Annotated in this window: 22 protein-coding genes; 10 read left to right on the top strand and 12 right to left on the bottom strand. The window is 72.8% G+C overall.

Features of this window, described 5'->3' with window-relative positions:
- Positions 1 to 153: 153 nt before the first annotated feature.
- Positions 154 to 582: a peptidase inhibitor family I36 protein gene (locus ACIBK5_RS28110; RefSeq protein ID WP_399023670.1), complete on the bottom strand. Its 429-nt coding sequence runs from the start codon at positions 580 to 582 to the stop codon at positions 154 to 156.
- 235 nt (positions 583 to 817) lie between these two features.
- Here ACIBK5_RS28110 and ACIBK5_RS28105 point away from each other — a divergent pair, with 235 nt between their 5' ends.
- Positions 818 to 2,086 carry a helix-turn-helix domain-containing protein gene (locus ACIBK5_RS28105; RefSeq protein WP_399023668.1) on the top strand — a complete coding sequence of 423 codons (1,269 nt, stop codon included), beginning with the start codon at positions 818 to 820 and terminating at the stop codon, positions 2,084 to 2,086.
- Here the strand turns inward: ACIBK5_RS28105 and ACIBK5_RS28100 are convergent.
- The 4 genes from ACIBK5_RS28100 to ACIBK5_RS28085 all read right to left on the bottom strand — a co-directional run bounded on the left by ACIBK5_RS28100 (position 2,061) and on the right by ACIBK5_RS28085 (position 7,304).
- The gene (locus tag ACIBK5_RS28100) at positions 2,061 to 3,011 is read right to left on the bottom strand and encodes an SMP-30/gluconolactonase/LRE family protein (protein WP_399023666.1); all 951 of its coding nucleotides are present in this window, start codon (positions 3,009 to 3,011) and stop codon (positions 2,061 to 2,063) included. The genes ACIBK5_RS28105 and ACIBK5_RS28100 overlap by 26 nt on opposite strands.
- A gap of 116 nt (positions 3,012 to 3,127) precedes the next feature.
- Entirely contained in the window at positions 3,128 to 3,478 is a 351-nt protein-coding gene (gene nirD / locus ACIBK5_RS28095) for a nitrite reductase small subunit NirD (protein ID WP_399023664.1), read from the bottom strand.
- A complete protein-coding gene (gene nirB, locus ACIBK5_RS28090; protein ID WP_399023662.1) occupies positions 3,475 to 6,087 on the bottom strand; it encodes a nitrite reductase large subunit NirB in 2,613 nt (870 codons plus the stop codon). Before nirB ends, nirD begins: the two co-directional genes overlap by 4 nt.
- A complete protein-coding gene (locus ACIBK5_RS28085) occupies positions 6,087 to 7,304 on the bottom strand; it encodes an NAD(P)/FAD-dependent oxidoreductase (protein WP_399023660.1) in 1,218 nt (405 codons plus the stop codon). The genes nirB and ACIBK5_RS28085 overlap by 1 nt, the downstream gene beginning before the upstream one ends.
- Before the next feature lie 160 nt (positions 7,305 to 7,464).
- On the opposite strand from ACIBK5_RS28085, the gene ACIBK5_RS28080 reads away from it, so the two are divergent.
- Positions 7,465 to 8,247 carry a sulfite exporter TauE/SafE family protein gene (locus tag ACIBK5_RS28080; RefSeq protein ID WP_399023658.1) on the top strand — a complete coding sequence of 261 codons (783 nt, stop codon included), beginning with the start codon at positions 7,465 to 7,467 and terminating at the stop codon, positions 8,245 to 8,247.
- Between the two features lie 69 nt (positions 8,248 to 8,316).
- On the opposite strand, the gene ACIBK5_RS28075 is transcribed toward ACIBK5_RS28080, so the two are convergent.
- Both ACIBK5_RS28075 and ACIBK5_RS28070 read right to left on the bottom strand, forming a co-directional pair.
- Positions 8,317 to 9,069 (bottom strand): YqjF family protein, encoded by a 753-nt coding sequence (locus tag ACIBK5_RS28075; RefSeq protein WP_399023656.1) that lies wholly within the window; start codon positions 9,067 to 9,069, stop codon positions 8,317 to 8,319.
- Between the two features lie 272 nt (positions 9,070 to 9,341).
- Complete coding sequence (locus tag ACIBK5_RS28070) at positions 9,342 to 10,244, bottom strand: NAD(P)-dependent oxidoreductase (protein WP_399023654.1); 903 nt, start codon at positions 10,242 to 10,244, stop codon at positions 9,342 to 9,344.
- A gap of 104 nt (positions 10,245 to 10,348) precedes the next feature.
- Between ACIBK5_RS28070 and ACIBK5_RS28065 the strand changes: the two genes are divergently transcribed.
- Positions 10,349 to 10,741, top strand: coding sequence for a winged helix-turn-helix transcriptional regulator (locus tag ACIBK5_RS28065; protein ID WP_399023652.1), 393 nt, complete (start codon positions 10,349 to 10,351; stop codon positions 10,739 to 10,741).
- On the opposite strand, the gene ACIBK5_RS28060 is transcribed toward ACIBK5_RS28065, so the two are convergent.
- On the bottom strand, positions 10,679 to 11,383 hold the full coding sequence (locus tag ACIBK5_RS28060) for a class F sortase (protein ID WP_399023650.1): 705 nt from the start codon (positions 11,381 to 11,383) through the stop codon (positions 10,679 to 10,681). The genes ACIBK5_RS28065 and ACIBK5_RS28060 overlap by 63 nt on opposite strands.
- A gap of 137 nt (positions 11,384 to 11,520) precedes the next feature.
- A complete protein-coding gene (locus ACIBK5_RS28055; RefSeq protein ID WP_399023648.1) occupies positions 11,521 to 12,039 on the bottom strand; it encodes a hypothetical protein in 519 nt (172 codons plus the stop codon).
- Positions 12,040 to 12,312: 273 nt separating this feature from the next.
- On the opposite strand from ACIBK5_RS28055, the gene ACIBK5_RS28050 reads away from it, so the two are divergent.
- Entirely contained in the window at positions 12,313 to 12,945 is a 633-nt protein-coding gene (locus ACIBK5_RS28050) for an NADPH-dependent FMN reductase (RefSeq protein WP_399023646.1), read from the top strand.
- 165 nt (positions 12,946 to 13,110) lie between these two features.
- On the opposite strand, the gene ACIBK5_RS28045 is transcribed toward ACIBK5_RS28050, so the two are convergent.
- Positions 13,111 to 13,527 (bottom strand): gamma-glutamylcyclotransferase family protein, encoded by a 417-nt coding sequence (locus ACIBK5_RS28045; RefSeq protein WP_399023645.1) that lies wholly within the window; start codon positions 13,525 to 13,527, stop codon positions 13,111 to 13,113.
- Between the two features lie 139 nt (positions 13,528 to 13,666).
- On the opposite strand from ACIBK5_RS28045, the gene ACIBK5_RS28040 reads away from it, so the two are divergent.
- A complete protein-coding gene (locus tag ACIBK5_RS28040) occupies positions 13,667 to 15,313 on the top strand; it encodes a M4 family metallopeptidase (protein ID WP_399023643.1) in 1,647 nt (548 codons plus the stop codon).
- 98 nt (positions 15,314 to 15,411) lie between these two features.
- On the opposite strand, the gene ACIBK5_RS28035 is transcribed toward ACIBK5_RS28040, so the two are convergent.
- The gene (locus ACIBK5_RS28035) at positions 15,412 to 16,122 is read right to left on the bottom strand and encodes a GntR family transcriptional regulator (RefSeq protein WP_399023641.1); all 711 of its coding nucleotides are present in this window, start codon (positions 16,120 to 16,122) and stop codon (positions 15,412 to 15,414) included.
- 116 nt (positions 16,123 to 16,238) lie between these two features.
- On the opposite strand from ACIBK5_RS28035, the gene manD reads away from it, so the two are divergent.
- The 5 genes from manD to ACIBK5_RS28010 are packed head-to-tail and all read left to right on the top strand — an operon-like array spanning position 16,239 to position 22,328.
- On the top strand, positions 16,239 to 17,447 hold the full coding sequence (gene manD / locus ACIBK5_RS28030; RefSeq protein WP_399023639.1) for a D-mannonate dehydratase ManD: 1,209 nt from the start codon (positions 16,239 to 16,241) through the stop codon (positions 17,445 to 17,447).
- A gap of 14 nt (positions 17,448 to 17,461) precedes the next feature.
- Complete coding sequence (locus ACIBK5_RS28025) at positions 17,462 to 18,826, top strand: mannitol dehydrogenase family protein (protein WP_399023638.1); 1,365 nt, start codon at positions 17,462 to 17,464, stop codon at positions 18,824 to 18,826.
- A gap of 46 nt (positions 18,827 to 18,872) precedes the next feature.
- Positions 18,873 to 20,267 (top strand): MFS transporter, encoded by a 1,395-nt coding sequence (locus ACIBK5_RS28020; RefSeq protein ID WP_399023636.1) that lies wholly within the window; start codon positions 18,873 to 18,875, stop codon positions 20,265 to 20,267.
- On the top strand, positions 20,264 to 21,322 hold the full coding sequence (locus ACIBK5_RS28015) for an L-idonate 5-dehydrogenase (RefSeq protein ID WP_399023634.1): 1,059 nt from the start codon (positions 20,264 to 20,266) through the stop codon (positions 21,320 to 21,322). Before ACIBK5_RS28020 ends, ACIBK5_RS28015 begins: the two co-directional genes overlap by 4 nt.
- A 40-nt stretch (positions 21,323 to 21,362) precedes the next feature.
- Positions 21,363 to 22,328 (top strand): sugar kinase, encoded by a 966-nt coding sequence (locus ACIBK5_RS28010; protein ID WP_399023633.1) that lies wholly within the window; start codon positions 21,363 to 21,365, stop codon positions 22,326 to 22,328.
- 27 nt (positions 22,329 to 22,355) lie between these two features.
- On the opposite strand, the gene ACIBK5_RS28005 is transcribed toward ACIBK5_RS28010, so the two are convergent.
- The gene (locus ACIBK5_RS28005; protein WP_399023631.1) at positions 22,356 to 24,482 is read right to left on the bottom strand and encodes a molybdopterin oxidoreductase family protein; all 2,127 of its coding nucleotides are present in this window, start codon (positions 24,480 to 24,482) and stop codon (positions 22,356 to 22,358) included.
- Positions 24,483 to 24,771 lie beyond the last annotated feature (289 nt).

Below are 24,771 nucleotides of genomic sequence, written 5' to 3'. Positions count from 1 at the left end.
TTGTTTAACACCCCCCCCGGGGGGCGCGGGGGGGTGCCGCGCGCCCCGCCCCCCGGTGTTGGGCCCCCCCCCCCCCCGGGGGGGGGGCGCGGGGGGGGGGGGGCGCGCCCGCCGCCGGCCCCCCCCCCCACCGCGTACGGGTCCCCGGGTGCGTCAGCCGCAGCTGCCGCTGATCCACCGGTGCGAGCGGACCTTGTACGTACCGGCCAGGTTGCCGCCGTGCTGCTGGCGGGTGCAGCCGACCCGGTCGCTGTAGTTGGCGCCCCGGTAGTAGGCGACACCGGTGGAGCTGCTGGTGCCGGCGTTCCACACCGACTTCACGTTGGTCGTGGCGGCCCAGGAACACCTGATGGAGCCGCTCTGCCAGTCGGGGTCGGCCACGTCCCACGCGCACTTGCTGCCGGTGAAGTTGGCGCCGGTCCAGAAGCAGATGTGCCCACTCGCGCAGTCCACCGCCGCGGGAGCGGCAGGGGCGGCCGAAGCGGAGGACGGCACGGCCAGCGTGGTGATCGCGGCGGCGCTGACGGCGAGGACCGCGAACAGCGGTGTGGTGCGGGAGTTCCTGCGGACGGAAAGGCGCATGAGCCTGGTCTCCTCGAGGGGTCGGAGGGCCGGTCGTTCGGACGGCCCGACGCTGGCAAGGCACGACCCGGCCGGGCAAGGACGGCGGGGGCGGCTGGGATGCCGGGACGGGTGGGACACCGTTCAACTGGCGCGTTCCGGAACCGTTGGGACGGCCATGGGACGCCTTTGGTGGCACAGTGGCGGTCCGAGACGCCCGACCAGCGTCCGTGGGGGTATCCGAGGGGGGAACCCGATGTCCGTATGCCCGGAAACGGAACGGTTCGCCGCGCTGCTGCGTGCGCTGAAGAGCCGGTCCGGGATGAGTTACGAGACACTCGCCAGGAAGTCCGGCCTGGCGGGCTCGACACTGCACCGCTACTGCCGCGGCACATCGGTGCCCCAGGACTACGGCAGCGTCCACCGGCTGGCCACCGTCTGCGGCGCGACCCCCGAGGAACTCCGCACCCTGCACCGCCTGTGGGCCCTGGCGGACGCGGCGAGAACCGCGGCGGCCGGTGCCGAGGCAGAGGAAGCGGAGCAGGACACAGGAGAGGAAGCGGAAGAAGAGGAGACGGCACCGGAAGCCGAGGGGGAGAGGGACGGCGAACCGGCCCGTGACACGGCGGGGGAGGGCGGCCCTGGACCGGGCCGTGACAAGGCGGGGGAGCCCGACCTCGGACCGGCCCGTGACACCGCCGGGGAGCCCGACCTCGGACCGGCCCGTGACACCGCCGGGGACCCCGCCCCCGGACCGGCGCGTGACACCGCCGGGGAGCCCGGCCCAGCACCGGCCCCCGCGCCCCGGCCCGCCGACCGCGCACGCCGGCGCCGCCTCCGCACCTCCGTCGTCACCGCCGCGATCCTCGCGGCCCTCGGCGTCTCCGCCTGGGCGCTGTACGGCGCCCGGACGCCGTCCGGCGGCGGCGGTGGCGGGCGTGGCTCCGGTGACGACCGGCCGTTGTTCTCGGCCAACTGCCCGCCCGTGATCGCCATGGGCGAGCACGACGAGTGCGTAAAGGAGGTGCAGCGTCTGCTGCACGCCAAGGGCGCGGACATCGGCGTCGACGGCAGCTTCGGGCCGCAGACCCTGCGCCGTGTCACCGCCTTCCAGGTGCTGGCCGGGATCCAGCCCAACGGCGTCGTCGAGGAACCCACCAAGAAGGCGCTGTACGCCTCACGGGTCCGGATGAGCGTGTGGTCGCAGGAGAAGGTGCGGCAGCGGGTCCGCGAGGTGTTCCCCGAGGTTCCGGACAAGGCGGTGGCCATCGCCGACTGCCAGTCCTTCCTGGACCCGCTGCACATCCTGCCCAACACCAACGGCACCCGGAACTGGGGCCTGTTCCAGATCTCCGACGCTCGGCTGCGCGAACTGGGCGGTACCCCGCGTCAGGCCCTGGACCCGGAGTGGAACATCCAGGCCGCCAGACGGCTGTGGAGCGAGGACCGCGACTTCGGCGACTGGCCGCACTGCGCACGCGCCGCCGAAGCCACACCCCTCAAAGCGACACCGACACCGCGTTGAACGTCGTCTCCGGCGTCTGCGGACTGGTGAAGCGGGCGTTGACGAGATAGAGGCGGTCGCCGAAGCGGGCGGCGGTGGTGGGGACGTCGAAGCGGGGGTCGGTGATCGTCCTGCGCAGGGTGGCCGTGGTGGCGTTCCGGTCGAGGTCCCAGACGGTGATCTTGTTCAGCCGGTTCTGGACGACGTACAGGGTGCGGCCGAGGCGGACCAGGCCGTCGCCGTTGGTCACGTCGGCCGCGCCCTTCAGCGCGACCTCGGTGGCGTGACCGCTCCTGATGTCGACGTTGTACAAGCGGCCCGCGTTGACGACGATCAGGCCGCGTCCGTCGGGGGTGGCGGCCAGGCCGTTGGCGCTGTTGGTCCCGGCCGGTGCCTGCACCCACTCGCCGGTGAGGGGGAGGGCGCGGACCTTGCCCGCGCGGCCGCGCGGAACGCCGTGGAGGACGGCGTCGCGGGAGTCGGTGAACCAGGCGCGGTCCCGGTGCAGGACGACGTCGTTGATGAAGGGGCCGGCGTTCCGGGTGAGCTGGTAGGTGGTCAGCAGCTCACCGCTGCGGGCGTCGACGACCTTCGCGGTCCCTCCGGCGCCGCCCGCCACGTACAGCAGGCCGTCGCGGTCCAGCTTCAGGCCGATCGAGGCGAGGCCGGTGGCGCCCTGGTGGAGGACGCCGCCCCGGCCGGTGCGCAGGTCGGTGCGGTAGATCGAGCCGTCGGCACGGGAACCCATGTACGCGTACGGCCTGCCGCCTGTGGTGATCCCCTCGGGGAGCCACCCGTCGGGCAGCGGGAACTCGCTCGGCCAGGCCGAGGCCCCGGCCGAAGCCCCGGACGAGGCCTGTGCCGTGCCCGTACCGGCGGCCGCGAGCGCGGCGACGGCCCCGCCGAGGACGGCCCGCCGGGACGGCTGGAAGTGGTTCCGAGTCATGATCGCGCCTCCGTGGGAGGGAAGGTGGGGGGTGCGCCTCGATGAAACGCGACGTACCCCGTGCACCGCTCCCCGGTCGGCGAACTCGACAGGAACCCGACAGAAGCCCGGCGCTCCTACGCCGTGCGCACCTTGTACGCCGTCACCCGTACCGCCTCGTCGTCCAGGCACTCCCCGGACGCCAGGTCGAAGCGCTGCTTCAGCAGCGGCGAGGCGACGAACGGGCGGCCCTGGTGGGTGCCGGTCAGGCCGCGGGAGAGGACGGCCGCGCCGGTGAAGGGGTCGCGGTTGTCGATGGCGAACAGTTCGCCGGAGCGGTCGCGGAAGATCGCGGCCTGGTGGCCGTCGGGCAGCAGGGCCGCCACCCCGCGGCCCGGGAGTAGCGTGCTCAGGTCGCAGACCGTGAACCAGTCGCCGTCCAGGGCGAGTTCGATCTTCAGCTCGGTGGTCTCGGGTGCCAGGGTCATCGCTGGGCGCTTCCTTCCAGAACGTCGGCGGGTCGCATGCCGATGGACAGCAGCGGCAGGTCGGGCTTCATCTGGTCGCGCTCGGGCACGAAGGCGACGACCGGGTCCGGGGTGTCCGGCGCGTTCACGAAGGACACGAACCGGGCGAGCTTCTCGGGGTCGTTGATGGTCTCGGCCCACTCGTCGCGGTAGTGCGCGACATGCGCCCGCATCAGCTTCTCCAGCTCGTCGCAGATGCCGAGCGAGTCGTGGACGACGACGTCCCGTACGTGGTCGAGGCCGCCGGGGATCCGCTCCAGCCAGGTCGAGGTGCGCTCCAGACGGTCGGCCGTGCGGATGTAGAACATCAGGAACCGGTCGATCAGGCGGATCAGCTCGGCGTCCGACAGGTCCTGGGCCAGGAGGTCCGCGTGGCGCGGGGTCGCGCCGCCGTTGCCGCCCACGTACAGGTTCCAGCCGTTGGCGGTGGCGATGACGCCGAAGTCCTTCGACTGGGCCTCCGCGCACTCGCGCTGGCAGCCGGAGACCGCCGACTTGAGCTTGTGCGGCGACCTGAGACCCCGGTAGCGCAGCTCCAGGTCGATCGCCATGCGGACCGAGTCCTGGACGCCGTAGCGGCACCAGGTCTGGCCGACGCAGGACTTCACCGTGCGCAGCGACTTGCCGTAGGCGTGTCCTGACTCGAAGCCGGCGTCGACCAGGCGGGCCCAGATCAGCGGGAGCTGCTCGACGCGGGCGCCGAACATGTCGATCCGCTGACCGCCGGTGATCTTCGTGTAGAGGCCGAAGTCGCGGGCGATCTCGCCGATGACGATCAGCTTCTCCGGGGCGATCTCGCCGCCGGGGATGCGCGGCACGACCGAGTAGGAGCCGTTCTTCTGGAGGTTGGCCAGGAAGTGGTCGTTGGTGTCCTGGAGGGACGCCTGCTCGCCGTCCAGGACGTAGCCGCTGGCGCCGATCGCCGGGGCGAGGGAGGCGATGATCGAGCCGACGGCCGGCTTGCAGACCTCGCAGCCGTCACCGCCCCGGGCCTCCTCGCGGCCGTGCTTGTCCAGCAGGTCCTGGTAGGTGTTGATGCGCAGGGCGTGGACGATCTCGTAGAGCTCCTCGCGGGTCTGCCCGAAGCAGCCGCACAGGCCCTTGTCGACCTCGATGCCACTGGCCTCCAGCTCGGCGTTGACGAGCTGGCCGAGGACCTTGACGCAGGAGCCGCAGCCGGTGCCGGCCTTGGTGCACTTCTTCACCTCGGGCACGGTCGTGCACTGGTGGTCGGTGACCGCGCCGCGGATGGTGCCCTTGGAGACGTTGTGGCAGGAGCAGACGATCGCCTCGTCCGGCAGCGCGGACGGGCCGAGCTGCACGGACTCCCCGGCCCCGGCGGGCAGCACGAGCGACTCGGGGGAGACCGGCGGGACCGAGCCGGTGAAGGCCTTCAGCGTGCCGTAGGCCTCCGCGTCGCCGACCAGGATGCCGCCGAGCAGCGTGCCGTCGCGGCCGATGACCAGCTTCTTGTACAGGCCGGAGCGGGAGTCGGAGTAGACGACGTCCAGGCAGTCCTCGGCGGTGCCGTGCGCGTCACCGAAGGACGCCACGTCCACGCCGAGCAGCTTCAGCTTGGTGGACAGGTCGGCGCCGACAAAGGCCGCTTCATCGGAAGCGATCGTCGCCGCGGCCGTCTCCGCCTGCTCGTAGCCGGGGGCCACCAGGCCGTACACCCGGCCGTCGGAGGCCAGCGCGCACTCGCCGATCGCGAACACATGCGGGTCGTTCGCCGTACGGCACTGCTCGTCGACCGTGATGCCGCCGCGCTCGCCGACCGTCAGACCGCAGTCGCGGGCCAGCTGGTCGCGGGGGCGGACACCGGCGGAGAACACCACCAGGTCGGTGGCGAGTTCGGAGCCGTCGGACAGCTTCATGCCGGTCACGGCGCCGTCCTCGCCGACCACGACCTCCTGCGTGCCCACGCCCGTGTGGACGCTCAGGCCCATCTCCTCGATGGTGCGCAGCAGGGCCGCGCCGCCGCCCTCGTCGACCTGCACCGGCATCAGGCGCGGCGCGAACTCCACGATGTGGGAGGTCAGTCCGAGGCCCTTGAGGGCACCGGCCGCCTCGAGCCCGAGCAGACCGCCGCCGACCACGGCACCCACCTGGGCGTTCTTCGCGTACTCCTCGATCGCGAGCAGGTCCTCGATCGTGCGGTAGACGAAACAGCCCTCGGCGTCCTTGCCCGGGACCGGCGGTACGAACGGGTAGGAGCCGGTGGCCAGGACCAGCACGTCGTAGTCGACGACGAGACCGGAGCGGGCGGTGACCCTGCGGGCCTCCCGGTCGACCGTCTCGGCCGGGTCGCCGACGTGCAGCTCGATGCCGTGGTCCTTGATGAACTCCATGTCCGTCATGGACAGGTCCTCGGGCGACTTGCCCGCGAAGTACGAGGTGAGCTGCACGCGGTCGTACGCCGGACGCGGCTCCTCGCAGAGCACGACCACGCGGTGCGTGGCGGTCAGGCCGCGCTCGGCGAGCGCTTCGAGGAAGCGCTGGCCGACCATGCCGTGGCCGACGAGCACGATCGTGGGGGTGGCCTCCGTGGCCTCCGGGGTGGCGGTCATCAGGAGCCTCCATCGTTGGTGAGCAGGTGGAGCAGCGGGCCGCCGTCGGAGGGGAGCGGCTCTGCTCCCTCCCAGGCGCGGGCGAGCGCGCCGACGGTGCCGAGTTCGCCGACGAGGACCCCGCCGACCAGGCGGTCGTCGCGGACGACGACCTTGCGGTAGGTGCCGCGGGTGGCGTCGGCGAGCTGGACGACGTCGTCGCCCGGAAGGGCCTCGGTCTCGCCGAACGCGGCGAGGTCGAAGGGGCTGTCCTGCCCCGTGAGCGTGAGCCGGGTCAGCGAACGCGTGCCGGTGTAGCGGGCGGTCGGGTCACCGGCCAGCAACTCCGCCAGCGCGTCGGCCTGTTCGAGCGCCGGGGTGGCGAGGCCGTAGAGCACGCCGTCGTGCTGGGCGCAGTCGCCGATCGCGTGGATGTACGGGTCGGAGGTGCGCAGCTCGTCGTCGACGACGACGCCCTTGCGGACGTCGAGCCCGGCGGCCTGCGCGAGACCCACCCGCGGGTGCACACCGCAGGCGACGACCACCAGGTCGGCGTCGAGCGCGTACCCGTCGGCCATCTCCACCGAGCGGACGGCACCGCCGACGCAGCGCACGTCCCGTACGCGGCACTCGGTGTGCACCTCGACGCCCAGTTCGGTCAGATGCCGCTTGACGAGCTTCGACGCGGCCGGGTCGAGCTGGCGCTCCATGAGCCGCTCGGACTGCTGGGCGAGCACCACCTGGGCGCCGCGCAGGGCGAGCGCCCGGGCCGCGGAGACCCCGAGGAGCCCACCGCCGATGACGACGGCCTTCACTCCCGGCCGGACCGCCTTGGAAAGTCCCAGGCAGTCGTCCATGGTCCGGAAGGCGTGCACGCCCTCGGGCAGTTGGTGGTTCTCGGTGAACAGCCGGCGCAGCGGCGGCAGTACGGGGTTGGAACCGGTGGCCAGCACCAGCCGGTCGTATGCGATCACCGAACCGTCCGCACACGCGACCGTGCGCGCGTCACGGTCGATGCCGGTGACCCGGCCGCGGGTCAGCTCAGCGGGCGCCGGCAGGGCGATCACCTCGGGGCTGTACCGTCCGGCCAGCACCTCGGCGAGCAGCACCCGGTTGTAGGGCCGGTGCTCCTCCTCGCCGATCAGCAGCGCGGGCGTGCCGAGCTCACCGAGCCGCCGGGCGAGCCGTACGCCCGCGAGGCCGGTGCCGATCACCACCACACGCTCATTCGAGGTCATGTCCTTGAGCGTGCGGTGCCGGTGTTACCCGGCAGCATCACATCTGTTTCCCACGGGGAACGCTGCCCTCAGCGGAGGCGGGGGGCGGATGTGAGGGTTCCTGAAGTGCGGCGAGGGCGGGCCGTGAGGGGCGCGCAGGGCCTCGCATAGGGTCCCGATCATGCCCGACATATCGCTGACCATGATCGTCCTGCTGTGCCTGGCGGCCCTCGCCGCCGGATGGATCGACGCCGTGGTCGGCGGCGGCGGGCTCCTGCTGCTGCCGGTGCTGCTCCTGGGCCTGCCCTCGCACACACCCGCCGCGCACGCGCTCGGCACCAACAAGGCGGTCGCCATCGTCGGCACGACGGGCGCGGCGGTGACCTACGCCCGCAAGGCCCCGGTGGACGTGAGGACAGCGGTCCGCATCGGTCTCGCCGCCCTCGCCGGCTCCTCAGCCGGGGCCTTCTTCGCGGCCGGGATGAGCACCGAGGTCCTCAAGCCGGTGATCATGGTGGTGCTGCTCGCCGTCGCGGCCTTCGTGATCCTGCGGCCCGCCTTCGGCACGGCCCCCGCGACCGGCCCGGCCACCCGCCGCCAGATCCTCGCCGCGATCGGCCTCGCGGGCCTCGGCATCGGCTTCTACGACGGTCTCATCGGCCCCGGCACCGGCACCTTCCTGGTCCTCGCCCTCACCGCCCTCCTCCACCTCGACCTCGTCACCGCCTCCGCCACCGCCAAGATCGTCAACTGCTGCACCAACGCGGGCGCCCTCGCCACCTTCGCCTGGCAGGGCGCGGTCCTGTGGCAACTGGCCGCCCTGATGGCCGTCTTCAACCTGGCGGGCGGCACCCTGGGCGCCCACACCGCCCTGAAGAAGGGCAGCGGATTCGTCCGCGTGGTGCTGCTGACAGTCGTGTTCGCCCTGGTGGCGAACCTGGCGTACGAGCAGTGGCTGGCCTGAGTGCGTGCGGGGAATCACCTCGCTGACTCTCCGCACGCGACTCAGGGCGAACGGTCGGAGTACGGCCCTTCACGGCGTGGGGATGCCGGCTGGGCGCGCCGGACGGCCGAGGCGGACGGGGACGCCGGGGGAGTACAGCACGCTGGCCGGGGCGCCGCTCGGCGTGGGGAGGCCGGATGACGCGATCAGGTTCTCGTCGCAGGTGATCAGGTCGGCGCGGTACAGGGGCCAGCGGGGGTGGTGGTTGGGCAGATAGCCCGTGCCGCCGAAGAAGGCGTTGTGCATGCCCCAGCGGGCGGTGAGGAAGTGCTCCAGCTCGGTGGGTTCTTCGATGCGTTCACCGGTTCGTACGGCGATGTCGCTGTAGGCGCCGCGGGGGCCGGGCCAGCGGCGGGAGCTGGTGTAGGTGAGGGTGTCTCCGGCACGGCGGACGGTCATCCGGGACCACAGGTACGGCAGCCGGAAGCCGACGCGCCCCATCAGAACCGGTATCAGCCGGGAGGCGTCCATCGACCGGAAGACGACCCCGCGCCGCCCGCCGGCGTCCACCGAGTACAGGCGCACATTGGTCTCCGGAAAGGTCCCGAGATACGGGACTCCTGGCAGCCGCAGCCAGCCGACCCGGTGCATCCGGAAGGCGACGAGCCCGACGTAGGTGGCCCCGTCGTGCGTATCGGGAACGGTGCCGCTCGGCAGGTGCGGCGCCACGGCGTCCGGGTCGACGGCCCAGTGGATGAAGGCGAGGTCGAGCCACTGCTGGGTGAGGAGCGGGGCGGCTATGGCGGCGGGCGCGTCGGGGGTGACGGAGGTCGGCTTCTGCACCGTGCCAGCGTCGCAGAGCCCTCGGGAGGGGCGCTCCGCTTTCCCTCGTGCGCCGGCATTCCCTCGTGCGCCGGCTTCCCCTCGTAGTCGGCGGCACGCGGGCCGGTCGCCCTCCCGGCCCGGGCGGCGGGAAGCGCGCACGGCTGAGACCGGCGGGGCCGCTCTTCAAGCGGCCGCCGGAGGCGTCCTGAGCCGCCGGCGGCGACAGGGGCGGACCGGACGGCCGTCCCTGCCGCCCCCGCGAACCAGCCGAGTCCGAGCGGCCGCGGCAGCTACGAGGAGGCCTCGCCCCCCTGGGCCAGCAGCTCGACGATCCCCGTGCCGTCCTCGTCGCCGTGCCCCTGGGCGAGGCGCCGCTCCATCAGGGCCATGTACGGGGTCAGCAGCTCCGGGCTGACCCGCTGTTCCTCGGCCGTGCGCAGCAGTGTGGTGTTGCCCGCGACCTGCATCGCGAGGTTGGAGACGACGTTCCTGCTGTAGTCGCCGCTCTCCAGCCCCTCGGCGGTCTGGTGCACGGCCGGGGCCATCGCGGTCAGCCAGTCCATGAGCAGCGGCGCGAAGTCCTTCGGTGCGATGTCCTCCGGGCGGATCAGCGCGAAGGCGTGCGTGACGCCCGCGAACATGCCGCTCATCGCGCTCAGCAGCGCCACGTCGTACAGCGCGGCGAAGCCCGGGTCGGCCCCGACATAGCGGGTGCCGGCCGGGACGGCGAGGGTGTCCCGGTGCTCCTCGAACAGCTCGGGGGAACCGCTGTAGAAGACGTAGCCGCCGGAGTCCGCGGCCCCGATCATCGGCGGTACGGCCATGACCCCGCCGTCCAGGAAACGGGCGCCCCGGGCGTCGGCCCAGGCGGCGCGGGTCCGGCCCTCGGCGGGCGTTCCGGTCGTGAGGTTCACCAGGTCCCGACCCGCCAGATCGGCCCCTTCCAGGGCTTCGCCCACGGAGGCGTCGTCGAGCAGGCAGGCGATCACAAGGCGGTTCGCGGCCACCGCCTCGGCGGCACTCGCGGCCACGGCCGCGCCCTCGGCGGCCAGGGCCTCGGCGCGGGCGGGGGTGCGGTTCCAGACGGTCACCGGGTGACCGGCGGCGAGCCAGGCGCGGGCGAGGGCGGTGCCCATCGCGCCGGCGCCGAGAAGGGTGAGGGGCGTGCGGGAAGCAACGGCGTTGTCAGTCATGGCGTCTACGCTCGTCGGAAGGGAACGGCCTGCTCAAGTACGTACTTCGAAGTGGGTGGTTACCTCGGGGCAAGCGTGCAGGCAGCAGGGGAAGGGGCTGGGGCATGGGGACGACGGGGCGGCGGCCGGGTGCGTACATCTGTGGGATCGACGCGGCGATGGACGTGATCGGAGGCAAGTGGAAGGTGCTCATCCTCTGGGCGCTGAACGAGCGGCCCCGCCGCTTCGGCGAGCTGCGCCGGGAGCTGCCGGGCGTCACCGAGAAGGTCCTCGCCTCGCAGCTGCGGGAGATGGAGGCCGACGGCCTGGTGCATCGCGAGGCGTACGACGAGGTGCCGCCCCGCGTGGAGTACTCGCTGACGCCGCGGGGCCTGTCCCTGAACGAGGCCTTGGAACCTCTCGGAGCCTGGGGGAGGGCCAACATCCTGGGCGGGTCACCGGCTCCCGGTCAGGTGCGCGAAGACGACCACGTTGCCCTGATAGCCGGCGGCCCGTGAGTAGCCGCCGCCGCAGGTGATGACCCGCAGCTCGGGGCGGCGCGCGGGGCCGTAGACCCTTTCGTCGGGGAAGTCCTTCGCGGCGTACGCCTCGACGGCGTCCACGGTGAACACGGCGACCGTGCCGTCGCGCCGGTCCACCTCGATCGTGCTGCCCTTGGTCAGGGCGCCCAGGCCGTAGAAGACGGCGGGGCCGTCGGCGTTGTCGACATGGCCGGCGACGATCGCGGTGCCCCGCTCGCCGGGGGTGGTGCCGGCCTCGTACCAGCCGGCGAGGTTCCCGCGCGTGGCGGGCGGTGCGTCCAGGCTGCCGGTCTTCGTCAGGCCGAGCCCGGTCAGGGGCGCGTTCACGCGGATCGCCGGGATGCGGATGCGGTCGGGCGGCGAGGGCGGCAGCGCGGGCGCGGCGTGCCGCTCACCGGCCCGGCCGGCCTGGCCGGCCCGGACCTCCTGCCCGTCCTGGCTGTCCTGCCCGTCCTGACCCGTGCGGGCCTGCGCGAGGGACGGCTGGGGCGGGGCATGCGTCTCGGCGCCGTTGCGCAGCAGCCACGCGCCGGAGCACAGGGCGAACACCGTCACTGCCGCCATGGCGGCGTTGGCCGGGTTGCCGAACGAGTTGCCGTACCTGGGGAATCTGCGCATGGCCGGCCCTTTCCTGATCTGCCCTCTGCGTTCCAGGGAGCCCTGCGGGCCCCGTACCCCCCTCCGGGCCGCGAGGGGCGTCGGACCCGGAGGGGGAGGGACATGCGGTACCGGCGACGGACAGCGGAGGGTGTCCGTCAGATCCCGTCGCCTCTCGCCCGGCGATGCAGGAGCCAGGTACCGCCCGCGGCGGCGACGGCGAGGGCCGCCACACCGGCCGCGGTCTGCACGGGATCGGGGCCCAGTGCGCCGCCGACCCCCGTCTTCACACTCCCCCTGGGATGTACCTGCTGGCGCACGCCCGTCAGCGTGATCACCAGGTCCCCCGTGACCACCCGTCCGCTCCCGGTGCACGTCACGGTGATCTCGTACGTCCCCGGCTGCGCGCTCGGCGGCACCCTGAACCGCCCGGTCGCGTCCTGGTCGTCAGGGCCGGGTGCCAGGCTGAGGGAACCGGCCCCGACCGCGCTGGCGTCACCCGTCGCCGTGCCGCCGTCGCCGCAGGCCGCCGTGCGCACGGTGACCTGTCCGCCCGGAACCGCCGAGGAGGGGGAGACCTCCAGACCGCCGGCGGCGCCGTACGCGGGGGCGGCGGCGAGAGCCGCGGCGGCGACGGCGAGCGCGGTGCCGGCCAGCGGCCGGGCGGTACGACGCATCGGTGCTCCTTCGAGCGGTTCGTTCGTGCACCTGCCCTTCCGAGGTAACGGGCAGCGCGGCGACCGCGCTTTCTGAGGGAGCGTCAGAATTGGGGTGAATGGGTGTCGGGCGTGCCGGCCCCGACGGCCCGCAGGAGCGTGTTTCGGCAGGTCAAGGGCGCTTCCGAGTGCGGGTGCCGGAAAAGCCCGGCGAGCGCGTGTGAACGGGTGACCCGGACCGGGGGCCCTTCCGGGCTTGACCTCGACAAAGGTTGAGGTATGAGGCTGTGCCGTATGAACTCAGCCGCTACGCACGCATCCGTCGCGCACGCACCCACCGCTGTCCGGTCCGCGACCGAGCCCCTCCAGGTGACCCTTGTGGTCGGCAGCAACCGTCACGGCCGCTTCGGTCCCGTCGTGGCCGACTGGCTCCTCGATCATCTCCGGGACCGGGACGACCTGGTCACCGAGGTCGTGGACGTCGCCGACGCCGAGCTGCCGATGTCCTTCGAACCGACCCCCGGGGCGACCGCCGCCCTCTCCGGCATCACCCCGAAGCTGGCCCGCGCGGACGCCTTCGTCATCCTCACCCCCGAGTACAACCACTCCTACCCGGCGGGCCTGAAGAACCTCGTCGACTGGCACTTCGCCGAGTGGCGGGCCAAGCCGGTCGCCCTCGTCTCCTACGGCGGACTGTCCGGCGGCCTCCGCGCGGTGGAGCACCTCCGCCAGGTCTTCGCCGAACTCCACGCCGTGACGGTCCGTGACACCGTCTCCTTCCACAACGCGGGCGCGTCCTTCGACGACGAGGGAACCCTGCGTGACCCCACGGCCCCGGACGCCGCGGCGAAGACCATGCTGGACCAACTGGCGTGGTGGGGCGAGGCGTTGCGGGACGCGAGGCAGGCCCGACCGTACGCGGGCTGACGGGCTGACGGGCTGACGGGCTGACGGGCTGACGGGCCGTGACCGGCTGACGGGCTGCCCGTCACCGACCCAGGGCGCCGAGGCCGCCAATCGCCTCGGCGTCCGCGCACATACCCCGCCCGAACCCCCTCACCCCTGCCCTCGCCAATCCCCGCCCGAACCCCCTCACCCCTGCCCTCGCCAATCCCCACCCGCAATCCGCTTCCCCCCGGCCCGAAGCCGCGAGGTCACGGCCGGGCCTGCGATGTACACCCAGGCCCGGACCGTCGCCCCGTCCGCGTCCCGTACGACCTTGCGCTCGACGCGCTCGTAGAGGCTGCGCGGATCCCCCGGTACGTAGTCCTCCAGCCGGTCCAGCTCCTCGAGCAGCGTCTCGTACGACTCCGGCAGCGCGGTGACCAGCTCGCCGTTCACCGTGCCGCCACCCGGTTCCTCGACGGCGTAGGGGTAGCCGGGGCCGGCGTACAGGACCGTGTCCGCGAGGCGCCCCGGGGCCTCGGAGCGGGTGCGGCCGCGCAGGAAGAGGTCGTGGTTGACCTCGCCGGGGCGGAGCGTTCCGTAGACGAAGAAGGGGAGGGTCACAGGAACGATTCTGCACCCTCACACACCTGCACAGCGGGCCTATGGACATGCCAGGTCGGGGCCGAATTAACTCGCGGTCAACATCAACGCCGCCCCCGGTCGACCCCACGCGACCGGGTGCGCCCGTATGAGGAGACCGATGAGTCGGATACGTCCCGTCCGAGGTTCCCGTCTCGCCACCGCAGGCGTGGCCGCCACCGGCATCGGCGCCCTGGTGGCCGCCGTGCTTTCCCCCACCGCCCAGGCGGACGAACGGCCGACCCGGTCCGACGCGATCGAGAGTGCGGAGACGGTCCTCGCCGACCGGGCCGCGGAACTGGGCCTGGGAGCGGCCCAGGAGACGAAGGTCCGGGACGTGGTCGTCGACGAGGACGGTACCCAGCACGTCCGCTACGACCGTACCTACCACCGACTCCCGGTCCTCGGCGGCGACTTCGTACTCCATCTGAACCCGGACGGCACGTACCGTGGCGCCAACCGCGCGACGAAGTCCGCGCTCTCCATAGCCGGCGTCACCCCCAAGGTGACCGCCCCGAAGGCCGCCGACCTGGCCGCGAGCCTGCTGCGCGCCGCACACCTCGGCGAGACCCTGAAGAAGCTGACCGCCAAGCCGCGCCTGGTCGTCGACGCCCTGCACGGCGTCCCGAAGCTGGCCTGGCAGACCGACGCGGTGGCGCACGACGAGGTCGGCAACCCCGTCGGGCGCACGGTGCTGACCGACGCGACGACCGGCGACCGAATAGACGCCTGGGACACCATGGAGACGGTGTCGGGCGACGGCAAGTCCCTCTACGGCGGCACGGTCGCGCTGAACACGACGAAGTCCGGGTCGTCGTACGGGCTGAAGGACGCCACGCGCGGCGGCACGTACACCGGCGACGCGGAGAACAAGACGGACCGGTGCCTGCTGACGGTCTGCGTGACCCGCGCTCCCGCGACGCTCTTCACCGACGCGGACAACCACTGGGCCACGGGCAAGACCTCCGACCGCGCCACGGTGGCGGTGGACGCCCAGTACGGCACGGACGTCACCTGGGACTACTACAAGAACGTCCACAACCGTAAGGGCATCGCCGGCGACGGCAAGGGCTCGTTCAACCGCGTCCACTACGGCAAGAACTACAACAACGCCTTCTGGGACGACAACTGCTTCTGCATGACGTACGGCGACGGTGACGGCAAGCAGCTCGGGCCGCTGGTGTCGCTGGACGTGGCCGGGCACGAGATGTCCCACGGCGTCACCTCGAAGACCGCGGCACTGACGTACTCGGGCGAGTCCGGCGGACTGAACGAGGCCACCTCGGACATCTTCGGCACGCTGGTGGAGTTCCACGCGAACAACTCCAAGGACCCCGGTGACTGGCTCATCGGCGAGAAGGTCGTCCGCGACGGGCTCGGCCGGGAGTCCCTGCGCCGCATGGACAAGCCGTCGAAGGACGGCAAGTCCGCCGACTGCTGGAGCGACAAGGCCGCCGACCTCGACGTGCACTACTCCTCGGGCATCGGCAACCACTTCGCGTACCTGCTCGCGGAGGGCAGCGGCGCCAAGACGATCAACGGCGTCAGCCACTCCTCCCCGACCTGCGACGGCTCCACGGTCAAGGGCATCGGCAAGGCCAAGCTGGGCAAGATCTGGTACCGCGCCCTGACGGTCTACATGACGTCCTCGACCGACTACGCGGCCGCCCGCAAGGCGACCCTGAACGCGGCCAAGGACCTCTACGGCAGCGGCAGCACGGAGCAGAAGGCCGTGGCCGCCGCCTGGAGCGCCGTCGACGTGGGCTGAAACGGCCTGAAACGGCCCCTCTCATGACTCTCGGTGGTGTCCGCGGTTCGGGTGCGGACACCACCGAGGCCTGTGCCGGGAGCGTCCCGCTCCGCTGCCTACTCCCAGACCACCACGTTGCGCCGCACCGGCACGGACGAGGAGCCAGTCGCGAAGAGCTCCGGTGAGTGCGCCCGGATGCGCTCGATGTCGCTGAAGACGGCGCGCAGGTGCGTACGCATGGCGGTGCGGGCCAGGGCGAGGTCGCCGCTGACGACCGCGTCGAAGATCTCCCGGTGCTGGTCGGCGAAGACCGCGGGGGAAACGTTCTCGTGCAGGCCCAGCCGGCGGGCCCGGTCCAGGTGGCCCTTGGCCGCGGCGACCGTCGTCCACACATTGCCGTGGCCGCCCAGCCGCATCAGGCCGTGGTGGAAGGCCTCGTCCAGCTCGAAGAACTCCTCCAGGCCCAGCGGTGTGCGCTGCTGACGGGCGAGGTTGTCCCGCAGTTCCGCCACGACCGCCGCGTCCAGCTCGGACGGCAGGGCGTCCAGCGAGGCCAGTTCGACGGCCTCCCGCAGGAACTGCGCGTCCGCGACCTGCGCCGGGTCCACCCGGGACACGAACGACCCGATCTTGGGGAAGATCTGCACCAGCCCGTCCTGGGCGAGCAGGATCAGGCTCTCCCGCACCGGCGTGCGGCTCACCCCGAGGGACGCGGCCAGCTCGTTCTCCGACAGCGCGGCGCCCGGGGGGAGTTCGAGGGTCAGCACCATCTGACGCAGCTTCAGGTAGATGGAGCGCCGGCTGGTCCGCCGGTTCGTCTGGGCCATGTGCACATCCTACGTATCGCAGCGAGGGTATTGCTCACCTGTGCGACAGATGCTTGTATACAAGTACTGCACGACAAGGAGTCGCCCGTCACCGGCCGCCGTAAGGAGAGCCCTCAGTGAGCACCATCGAGCGCGTCGAGGTCTTCGTCGCCTCCCCGGGCCGCACGTTCGTCACCCTGCGCGTCACCACCTCGGACGGCGTGACCGGCCTCGGCGACGCCACGCTCAACGGGCGCGAGCTGGCCGTGGCGAGCTATCTGCGCGACCACCTCGCCCCGCTGCTGATCGGCCGCGACCCGGCGCGCATCGAGGACACCTGGCAGTACCTCTACAAGGGCGCCTACTGGCGGCGCGGCCCGGTCACCATGACGGCCATCGCCGCCGTCGACACGGCCCTGTGGGACATCAAGGGCAAGACCGCCGGGCTCCCCGTGTACGAGCTGCTCGGCGGCCGGTCCCGGGACGGCGTCCTGGTCTACTCGCACGCCAGCGGCACGGACGTGCCCTCCCTCCTCGACGACGTCGAGCGCTATCTGGACCTCGGCTACAAGGCCGTACGCGCCCAGGCGGCCGTCCCGGACGTCGGCGGTACCTACGGCGTCCGCAAGGGCAAGGTCTACGAACCGGCCGCGACCGACCTGCCCGACGAGCAGCCCTGGGACACCGAGGCCTACCTCGGTTTCGCGCCGACCTACCTGGAGGCCGTGCGGGAGCGCTTCGGCTTCGGCTTCCACCTCCTGCACGACGTGCACCACCGGCTGACCCCGATCGAGGCGGCCCGCTTCGGCAAGAGCGTCGAGGCCTGCCGGCTGTTCTGGATGGAGGACCCGACCCCGGCCGAGAACCAGGAGGCGTTCCGGCTCATCCGGCAGCACACCACGACGCCGATAGCCGTCGGCGAGGTGTTCAACTCGATCTGGGACGTCCAGCACCTCATCACCGAGCAGCTCATCGACTACGTGCGCACGACCGTGGTCCACGCGGGCGGTATCACCCACCTGCGCCGGATCTTCGACCTCGCCGCGCTCTACCACGTGCGCACCGGCTCGCACGGCGCCACCGACCTCTCCCCGGTCAGCATGGCCGCGGCCGTGCACCTCGACCTGGCCGTGCCCAACTTCGGCATCCAGGAGCACATGGGCCACCCCGACGAGGCCGCCGAGGTCTTCCGCACGGGCGTCACCTTCGCCGACGGCATGCTGCACCCCTCCGACGAGCCGGGCCTCGGGGTCGAGTACGACGAGAAGGCCGCCGAACGCTTCCCCTACCAGCGGCGCTATCTCCCGGTCGCCCGCCGTCTCGACGGCTCGGTGCACGACTGGTGAGCGGCGTGAACCACATGAACCAGCTGAACCGTGCCGCGCTCGGCGCCCTCCCGACCGCCTCGCGCCCCCGCGTCGACCCCGCCGGACTGCGCACCCGGGTCGTCCACTTCGGCATCGGCGCCTTCCACCGGGCCCACCAGGCCCTCTACACCGAGAACGCCGTAGCCCACTCCGGCGAGCCCTGGGGCATCGCAGCCGTCGCTCCCCGGTCGGCGGCGACCGTCGACGCCCTGCGCGCCCAGGACTGTCTGTACTCGGTGACCGAGCGCCGTGCCGAGGGCGGCGTCCCCCGGGTCGTCGGCGCGCTGACCGGCGCGTACGCGCTCGGGCGGGACGGGGCGGCCGTAGCCGCCCTGCTCACCGACCCCGAGGTGACGGTGGTGACACTGACGATCACGGAGAAGGGCTACCGGGCCGCAGGACCGGACACGGTCGTCGGGCGCCTCGCCGCCGGGCTGGCCGCCCGGATGCGCTCCGGTGCCGCCCCGATCACGGTCGTGTCCTGCGACAACATGGCGGACAACGGCGCCGTGCTGCGGACCGCGGTCCAGGACGCCGTGCGCGTCGCGGGCGGGCGCGAGGTGGATCAGACGCTGGAACTGCTCGACCGGCAGGTGGCCTTCCCCGCCACCGTGGTGGACCGGATCGTCCCCGCCACCGCCCCGGGAGACCTCACGGCGACGGCCGCCGCGCTGGGAGTCCACGACGCCCTGCCCGTGAGCGGCGAACCGTATCGGCAGTGGGTCCTGGAGGACCGTTTCACGGCACCGCGTCCCCCGTGGGAGCTGGACGGCGCCCTCCTCGTTCCCGATGTCGCGCCCTACCAGCTCACCAAGCTGCGGCTCCTCAACGGCTCGCACTCGGCCCTCGCCTTCCTCGGGATCGCCGCGGGCCGCACCACCGTCGCCGACGCGATGGCCGACGACTGGGGCGAGCGGCTGGTCAGGTCCCTGTGCGCCGAGGTCGCGCCCACCCTGCCGGACGGCGGCCCGGACCCCGGCCGGTACGCCGACGACCTGGTCGCCCGCTTCCGCAACCCGGCCATGCACCACCTGCTGCGGCAGATCGCCTCGGACGGCTCGCTCAAGATCACCGAACGCTGGCTGCCGGCCCTGCGCACCCTGCGCGAGCGCGGCACGGCCACCCCGGTCCTCGAACTCGCGCTGGCGGGCTGGGCGCACCTCACCCGGGACCACGACATCCCGGACCCCGCCCGGGACGCCCTCGCCGCCTGCTGGCGCACCGGAGCGGACGACACGGCCGTCGTCCGCGCGCTCCTCACCACCGTCGGCGCGCCCGACCTCGCCGGCGACTCCGGGCTCGTCACCGCCGTCGTCCGGCACCTCCCGGCGCTGCGCGCCGGACGCGTGGACATCTGAGCGCGCCTTCTGTCATCAACTCGTCTGTCGAACAACGGAGTTCACGATGAAGGACACCACGACCACGGCCGAGCAGGCCGGCGGCGTGCGACGCACCACCCGTGACCTGACCAAGGCCGCCGTGTCGGGCTGGCTGGGCACGGCCATGGAGTTCATGGACTTCCAGCTGTACTCGCTGGCGGCCGCGATCGTCTTCAACAAGATCTTCTTCCCGGACGTCAGCCCCGCCATCGGCCTCATCGCCGCGATGGCCACCTACGGCGTGGGCTATGTCGCCCGGCTCGCCGGCGCGGTCTACTTCGGCAGAATGGGCGACCGGCTCGGCCGCAAGAAGGTCCTGACGATCACCATCCTGCTGATGGGCGCCTCCACCACCCTCATCGGCGTCCTGCCCACCTACGCGACCATCGGCATCCTGGCGCCCGTCCTGCTCGTCGTCCTGCGGCTCGCCCAGGGGTTCGGCGCGGGCGCGGAGATCGCGGGCGCGACGGTGATGCTCGCCGAGTACGCCCCGGTGAAACGGCGCGGTCTGGTCGCCTCGCTGGTGTCGCTGGGCACCAACTCGGGGACGCTGGCCGCCTCCGGGCTGTGGGCGGTGCTGCTCGCCGTGCTCAGCGAGGACCAGCTGCTGTCCTGGGGCTGGCGGCTGCCCTTCCTGCTGAGCTTCGGACTGCTGCTGTTCGCGGTGTGGCTGCGGCGCAACCTCAAGGAGAGCCCGGTCTTCGAGGAGCGGCCCGACGTCGTGGACGGCGTCGCGATGAGCCGGCGCGAGGTGGAGACGGCCGTCACCCAGGGCGCGGACGACGACGCCGGGCTGCTGGAGGCGGGTCTGAAGCAGCGCAAGGGCAAGGCATTCTTCCTGGCGCTCGGACTGCGCTTCGGGCAGGCCGGCAACTCCGGACTGATCCAGACGTTCCTCGTCGGCTACATCGCCACCGAACTCTCGGCCGAACGCTCCGTCCCCACCGACGCCATCGTGTACGGGTCGCTGCTGGGCTTCCTCACCGTGCCGGCCATCGGCATGCTCGGCGACCGCTTCGGCCGCCGCCGGATGTATCTGGCGCTCACCTCGCTCACGGCGGTGGCGGCCTTCCCGCTCATGATGCTGATCACCTCGGGCAGCACGCCCGCCCTGATGCTCGGCATGGTCCTGGGCCTGAACCTCGGCGTCCTCGGGCTGTTCGCGCTGGAGAGCGTCACCATGGCCGAACTCTTCGGCTCCCGCACCCGGTTCACCCAGCTCGCGCTGGCCAAGGAGATCGGCGGCGTCCTCGCCACCGCGATCGGGCCGGTCCTGGCGGCGAGCCTCACCGCCGCCACCGGAAGCTGGTGGCCCATCGCGGCGATGCTCGTCGTCTACTCCCTCATCACCCTCGTCAGCGCGCTGCTCTCGCCCGAGACGCGCGGACGCGATCTGGTCCGGCTGGAGGACGCCGCATGACCCCTGTGACCGCCATGAAGGCCGTCGTCGTGCACGGCGCCGGTGACGTCAGGATCGACGAGCGGCCCCGGCCCGAGCCCGCGCGGGACGAGGTGCTGCTCGCCCTGGAGTGGGGCGGTATCTGCGGCTCCGACGTCGCGTACTGGAAGAAGGGCGCCTCCGGCACCGCCGCCCTCGCCCATCCGCTGGTCCTCGGCCACGAGTTCGCCGGCCGGGTCGCGGCGCTGGGCTCCGGGGTGACCGGCCTGTCGGAGGGACAGCCCGTCACCGTCCACCCGGCCCAGCTGGTCGGCGAGCCCTCCGAGCGGCTCGCCGGGCGCACCAACCTCCACGAACGGGTCCGCTACTTCGGCTCGGCGGCCCTCACCCCGCACACCGACGGCGGGTTCAGCGAGTTCCGTACGGTCAGGGCGGCCCAGGTCCGGCCGCTGCCCGAGGGCGTGGACACCGAGTCGGGGGCCCTCGCCGAGCCGCTGGCGGTCGCCCTGCACGCCGTGGGCCGGGTTCCGGCGCTGCGCGGCCGTACGGTCCTGGTCAACGGGGCCGGCCCGATCGGCTCGCTGGTCGTCGCGGCCGCGAAGCACCGCGGCGCTGACACGGTGTGCGCCGCCGACCTGTCCTCCGCGTCGCTCGCCGTGGCCCGTCGGATGGGCGCCGACGCGACGGTCGACGTCTCCCGGGGCGAGGAACTGCCGCACGACGTCGACGTCGTCTTCGAGGCGTCCGGCGCACCGGCCGCGCTGGGGGCGGTCCTGCGGGCCACGGCCCGGGGCGGCACCCTCGTACAGGTCGGGAACCTGCCGGGCACGGCCGCGCCCGCCGTCCTGGGCGACCTGGTCACCCGGGAGATCACCTGGATCGGCTCCTACCGTTTCGTCGACGAGATCGACGACGCCCTGACCGCCCTGCGCGACGGCCTGGACGTGTCACCCGTCATCAGCCACCGCTTCCCCCTGGAACAGGCCGAGCGGGCCCTCACGGTCGCGGCGGACCCGGCGAGCGCGAGCAGCAAGGTGATGCTGCGGCTCGGCGGGGGAGCGCCGGTCGTCCTCTGACAGCACGCCCGTAGTCCCACCGTTCCCGTAGGAGAACTCCGTGCCCCACCCGACCGCCGTATCCCCCGAGCACGTGCCGGCGGACGTCGTGTGTCTCGGCGAGACCATGGCCGTGCTCAGCCCGCCGGACGACCGGCCGCTCGCCGACCAGTCCGGGCTGCGTCTCTCCGTCGGCGGCGCCGAGTCCAACGTGGCCTGCGGACTGGCCGCGCTCGGGCACCGCGCGGCCTGGCTGAGCCGGGTGGGCGACGACGCGTTCGGGCGGCGGATCCGCTCCGAACTCGCGGCCCGGGGCGTCGAGGTGGGCGCCGTCGCCGTGGACGCGGCCCATCCGACCGGCGTGTACTTCAAGGACCCGGGCCCGGACGCCACGCGCCCCCTGTACTACCGGAGCGGATCGGCCGCCGCCCACATGGGACCGGAACTGGCCGCCGCGCCCGCGTTGCGGGGGCCGCGGATCGTGCATGTGTCGGGCATCACCGCGGCGCTGTCCGGCAGTTGCGCCCGGCTGCTGGAGGAGATCGTCGTACGCCGCACCCCGTGGGGCGAGACGGGGCCTCGCCCGCTGGTCTCCTTCGACGTCAACCACCGCCCCGCTCTGTGGAGCGGACGGAACGCCGACGCGGCACCGGCGCTGCGGGACCTGGCCCGTGCCGCGGACCTGGTGTTCGTCGGGCGGGACGAGGCCGAGGCCCTGTGGGGGACGGTCCACCCCGACGACATCGCGGGCCTGCTCGCCCCGGCACCGCTCGTCGTCGTCAAGGACGCGGAGCACGGCGCCACCTCGTACGCGGCGGGCGAGGTCACCTTCGCCCCCGCCCTCGCCGTCGAGGTCGTCGAACCGGTCGGCGCGGGCGACGCCTTCGCCGCCGGGTATCTGTCCGGTGTCCTGGCGGACCTCGACGAGGCGTCCAGGCTCCGCCTCGGCCACCGTACGGCCGCGACAGCGCTCCGCAGCCGGGACGACATCCCCGACCTCGGCGAGGCCCTGACCTTCACCCGGTAGTACCCGGTAGTAGCCCCGCCGGGACACTCAGCCCCGCACCGCCTCCAGGCGCACCGCACACGTCTTGAACTCCGGCATCCGGGAGGTCGGGTCGAGCGCGGGGTTGGTGAGGGTGTTGGCGCGGCCCTCGCCCGGCCAGTGGAAGGGCATGAACACGGTGTCGGGACGGATGGCGTTCGTGATCCTCGCGGGCGCCACGGCACGGCCCCGCCGCGACACGACGGCGACCGGATCCCCCTCGGCCGCCCCGAGCCGCGCCGCCAGCCGCGGATGCAACTCCACGAACGGCCCGGGCGCCGCGGCGTTCAGCTCCGCCACCCGCCGCGTCTGCGCCCCGGACTGGTACTGCGCCACGACCCGTCCGGTGGTCAGCAGCACGGGGTACTCGTCGTCCGGTTCCTCGGCGGCCGCACGATGCGAGACGGAGACGAACCGGGCCCGTCCGTCGGGGGTGGCGAACCGGTCGAGGAAGAGGCGGGGAGTGCCGGGGTGTGCCTCGGCCTTTGGCGTACCACCCGCGGCGGGCAACTCCGGCTCCACCGCCTCCGCGGAACCCGGACAGGGCCAGAACACCCCGTCCTCCTCCACCAGCCTGCGGTACGTGATCCCCGAGTAGTCCGCCGGGCCGCCCGCGCTCGCGCGGCGGAGTTCCTCGAAGACCTCCTCGGGGTCGGTCGGGAAGCCCTTCTCCACGCCCAGACGGGCGGCGAGTTCGTGCATGACCTCCAGGTCGCTGCGCACACCGGAGGGCGGGCTGATCGCCCGGCGGCGGAGCAGGACCCTGCCCTCGAGGTTGGTCGTCGTGCCCGTCTCCTCCGCCCACTGCGTGACCGGCAGGACCACGTCGGCGAGCGCCGCCGTCTCCGACAGCACCACGTCACACACGGCGAGGAAGTCCAGCGACCTGATGCGCTCCTCGATGTGCGCGGCACGCGGCGCCGACACCACCGGGTTGGACGCCATCAGCAGCAGCGACCTGATGTCGGTGCCCAGCGCGTCCAGCAGTTCGTACGCACTGCGTCCCGGGCCGGGCAGTGAATCGGGGTCCACGCCCCACACCTCGGCGACATGCGCCCGCGCCGCCGGGTCGTCGAGCTTGCGGTAGCCCGGCAGCTGGTCGGCCTTCTGCCCGTGTTCGCGTCCGCCCTGCCCGTTGCCCTGCCCGGTCAGACAGCCGTACCCGGACAGCGGACGGCCCGCCCGGCCGGTCGCCAGGCACAGGTTGATCCACGCGCCCACCGTGTCCGTGCCCTTGGACTGCTGCTCGGGCCCGCGCGCGGTGAGCACCATCGCCGACTCCGGCTCGCAGAACAGCCGTACGGTCTCCCGCAGTTGAGGAACGGACACCCCCGTGATCCGCTCCACGTACTCCGGCCAGTGCGCCATCGCCGCGGCCCGTGCGTCCTCCCAGCCCGCCGTGCGCTGCTGGACGTACTCCTCGTCCACCCGCCCCTCGGCGATCACCAGGTGCAGCAGGCCCAGCGCCAGGGCCAGGTCCGTGCCCGGCCGGGGTGCCAGGTGCAGGTCCGCCTGCTCGGCGGTCTTCGTGCGGCGCGGGTCGATCACGATCAGCGTGCCGCCGTTCTCCCGCAGCTCGTTGAAGAACCGGAGCGACGGCGGCATGGTCTCCGCGAGATTCGACCCGACCAGGATCACGCAGCCGGTCTTCGGGATGTCCTCCAGGGGAAACGGCAGCCCCCGGTCGAGCCCGAACGCCCTGATGCCGGCGGCGGCCGCCGACGACATGCAGAAACGGCCGTTGTAGTCGATCTGGGAGGTGCCGAGCACGACCCGCGCGAACTTGCCGAGCGTGTACGCCTTCTCGTTCGTCAGACCGCCTCCGCCGAACACCCCGACCCCGTCCGGCCCGTGCTCCGCGCGCGTCCGGCGCAGCCCCGCGGCGATCCGGTCCAGCGCCTCGTCCCAGGAGGCGGGCACCAGCTCGCCCCCGGACCGCACCAGCGGCGAGGTCAGACGGACGCCGGAGGCCAGCACCGCGGGTGCCGTACGGCCCTTGCCGCACAGCGCGCCCCGGTTCACCGGGAAGTCCGCTCGCTCACTCACCTCGACGGTCCCGTCCGGCGCGGGCGTCAGGTTCATCCCGCACTGCAGGGCGCAGTACGGGCAGTGCGTGGGCGTCGCGGTGTTCTGCATACCGTTCAGCGTGCTTCGGCCGTGTTACGCCCGGCACGGCCCCCTGTTACACGGCCGGGACGGGGACCTCCCCGCCACCGCCGGGTCCGCGTGAGGCACGCCCTGCCCGGGGGTGACGCCCTGCCCGGGGTGACGCACGGATCGGGGGATGATGCACGGACCGGGGGATGGCGCACGGATCGGGGGTGGGGGCGCGCCGCCCCCGCGCCCCCCCCCCCCCCCCCCCACGGCCCCCCCCGGGGCAGGGGCCCGCCCCCGGCCGCCCCCGGACGCCGCGTACGGCTCGTCG

The sequence above is a fragment of the Streptomyces sp. NPDC050546 genome (assembly GCF_044457425.1).
Lineage (GTDB): Bacteria > Actinomycetota > Actinomycetes > Streptomycetales > Streptomycetaceae > Streptomyces.
The sequence above is the reverse complement of the archived record's forward strand: the minus strand, read 5'-3'. Positions and strand labels throughout refer to the sequence as shown.

Coding starts and splice junctions, on each gene's coding strand:
- ACIBK5_RS28110 (WP_399023670.1), bottom strand. CDS start 582: ATGCGCCTTTCCGTCCGCAGGAACTCCCGCACCACACCGCTGTTCGCG.
- ACIBK5_RS28105 (WP_399023668.1), top strand. CDS start 818: ATGTCCGTATGCCCGGAAACGGAACGGTTCGCCGCGCTGCTGCGTGCG.
- ACIBK5_RS28100 (WP_399023666.1), bottom strand. CDS start 3,011: ATGACTCGGAACCACTTCCAGCCGTCCCGGCGGGCCGTCCTCGGCGGG.
- nirD (WP_399023664.1), bottom strand. CDS start 3,478: ATGACCCTGGCACCCGAGACCACCGAGCTGAAGATCGAACTCGCCCTG.
- nirB (WP_399023662.1), bottom strand. CDS start 6,087: ATGACCGCCACCCCGGAGGCCACGGAGGCCACCCCCACGATCGTGCTC.
- ACIBK5_RS28085 (WP_399023660.1), bottom strand. CDS start 7,304: ATGACCTCGAATGAGCGTGTGGTGGTGATCGGCACCGGCCTCGCGGGC.
- ACIBK5_RS28080 (WP_399023658.1), top strand. CDS start 7,465: ATGCCCGACATATCGCTGACCATGATCGTCCTGCTGTGCCTGGCGGCC.
- ACIBK5_RS28070 (WP_399023654.1), bottom strand. CDS start 10,244: ATGACTGACAACGCCGTTGCTTCCCGCACGCCCCTCACCCTTCTCGGC.
- ACIBK5_RS28065 (WP_399023652.1), top strand. CDS start 10,349: ATGGGGACGACGGGGCGGCGGCCGGGTGCGTACATCTGTGGGATCGAC.
- ACIBK5_RS28060 (WP_399023650.1), bottom strand. CDS start 11,383: ATGCGCAGATTCCCCAGGTACGGCAACTCGTTCGGCAACCCGGCCAAC.
- ACIBK5_RS28055 (WP_399023648.1), bottom strand. CDS start 12,039: ATGCGTCGTACCGCCCGGCCGCTGGCCGGCACCGCGCTCGCCGTCGCC.
- ACIBK5_RS28050 (WP_399023646.1), top strand. CDS start 12,313: ATGAACTCAGCCGCTACGCACGCATCCGTCGCGCACGCACCCACCGCT.
- ACIBK5_RS28040 (WP_399023643.1), top strand. CDS start 13,667: ATGAGTCGGATACGTCCCGTCCGAGGTTCCCGTCTCGCCACCGCAGGC.
- ACIBK5_RS28035 (WP_399023641.1), bottom strand. CDS start 16,122: ATGGCCCAGACGAACCGGCGGACCAGCCGGCGCTCCATCTACCTGAAG.
- ACIBK5_RS28025 (WP_399023638.1), top strand. CDS start 17,462: ATGAACCAGCTGAACCGTGCCGCGCTCGGCGCCCTCCCGACCGCCTCG.
- ACIBK5_RS28020 (WP_399023636.1), top strand. CDS start 18,873: ATGAAGGACACCACGACCACGGCCGAGCAGGCCGGCGGCGTGCGACGC.
- ACIBK5_RS28015 (WP_399023634.1), top strand. CDS start 20,264: ATGACCCCTGTGACCGCCATGAAGGCCGTCGTCGTGCACGGCGCCGGT.
- ACIBK5_RS28005 (WP_399023631.1), bottom strand. CDS start 24,482: ATGCAGAACACCGCGACGCCCACGCACTGCCCGTACTGCGCCCTGCAG.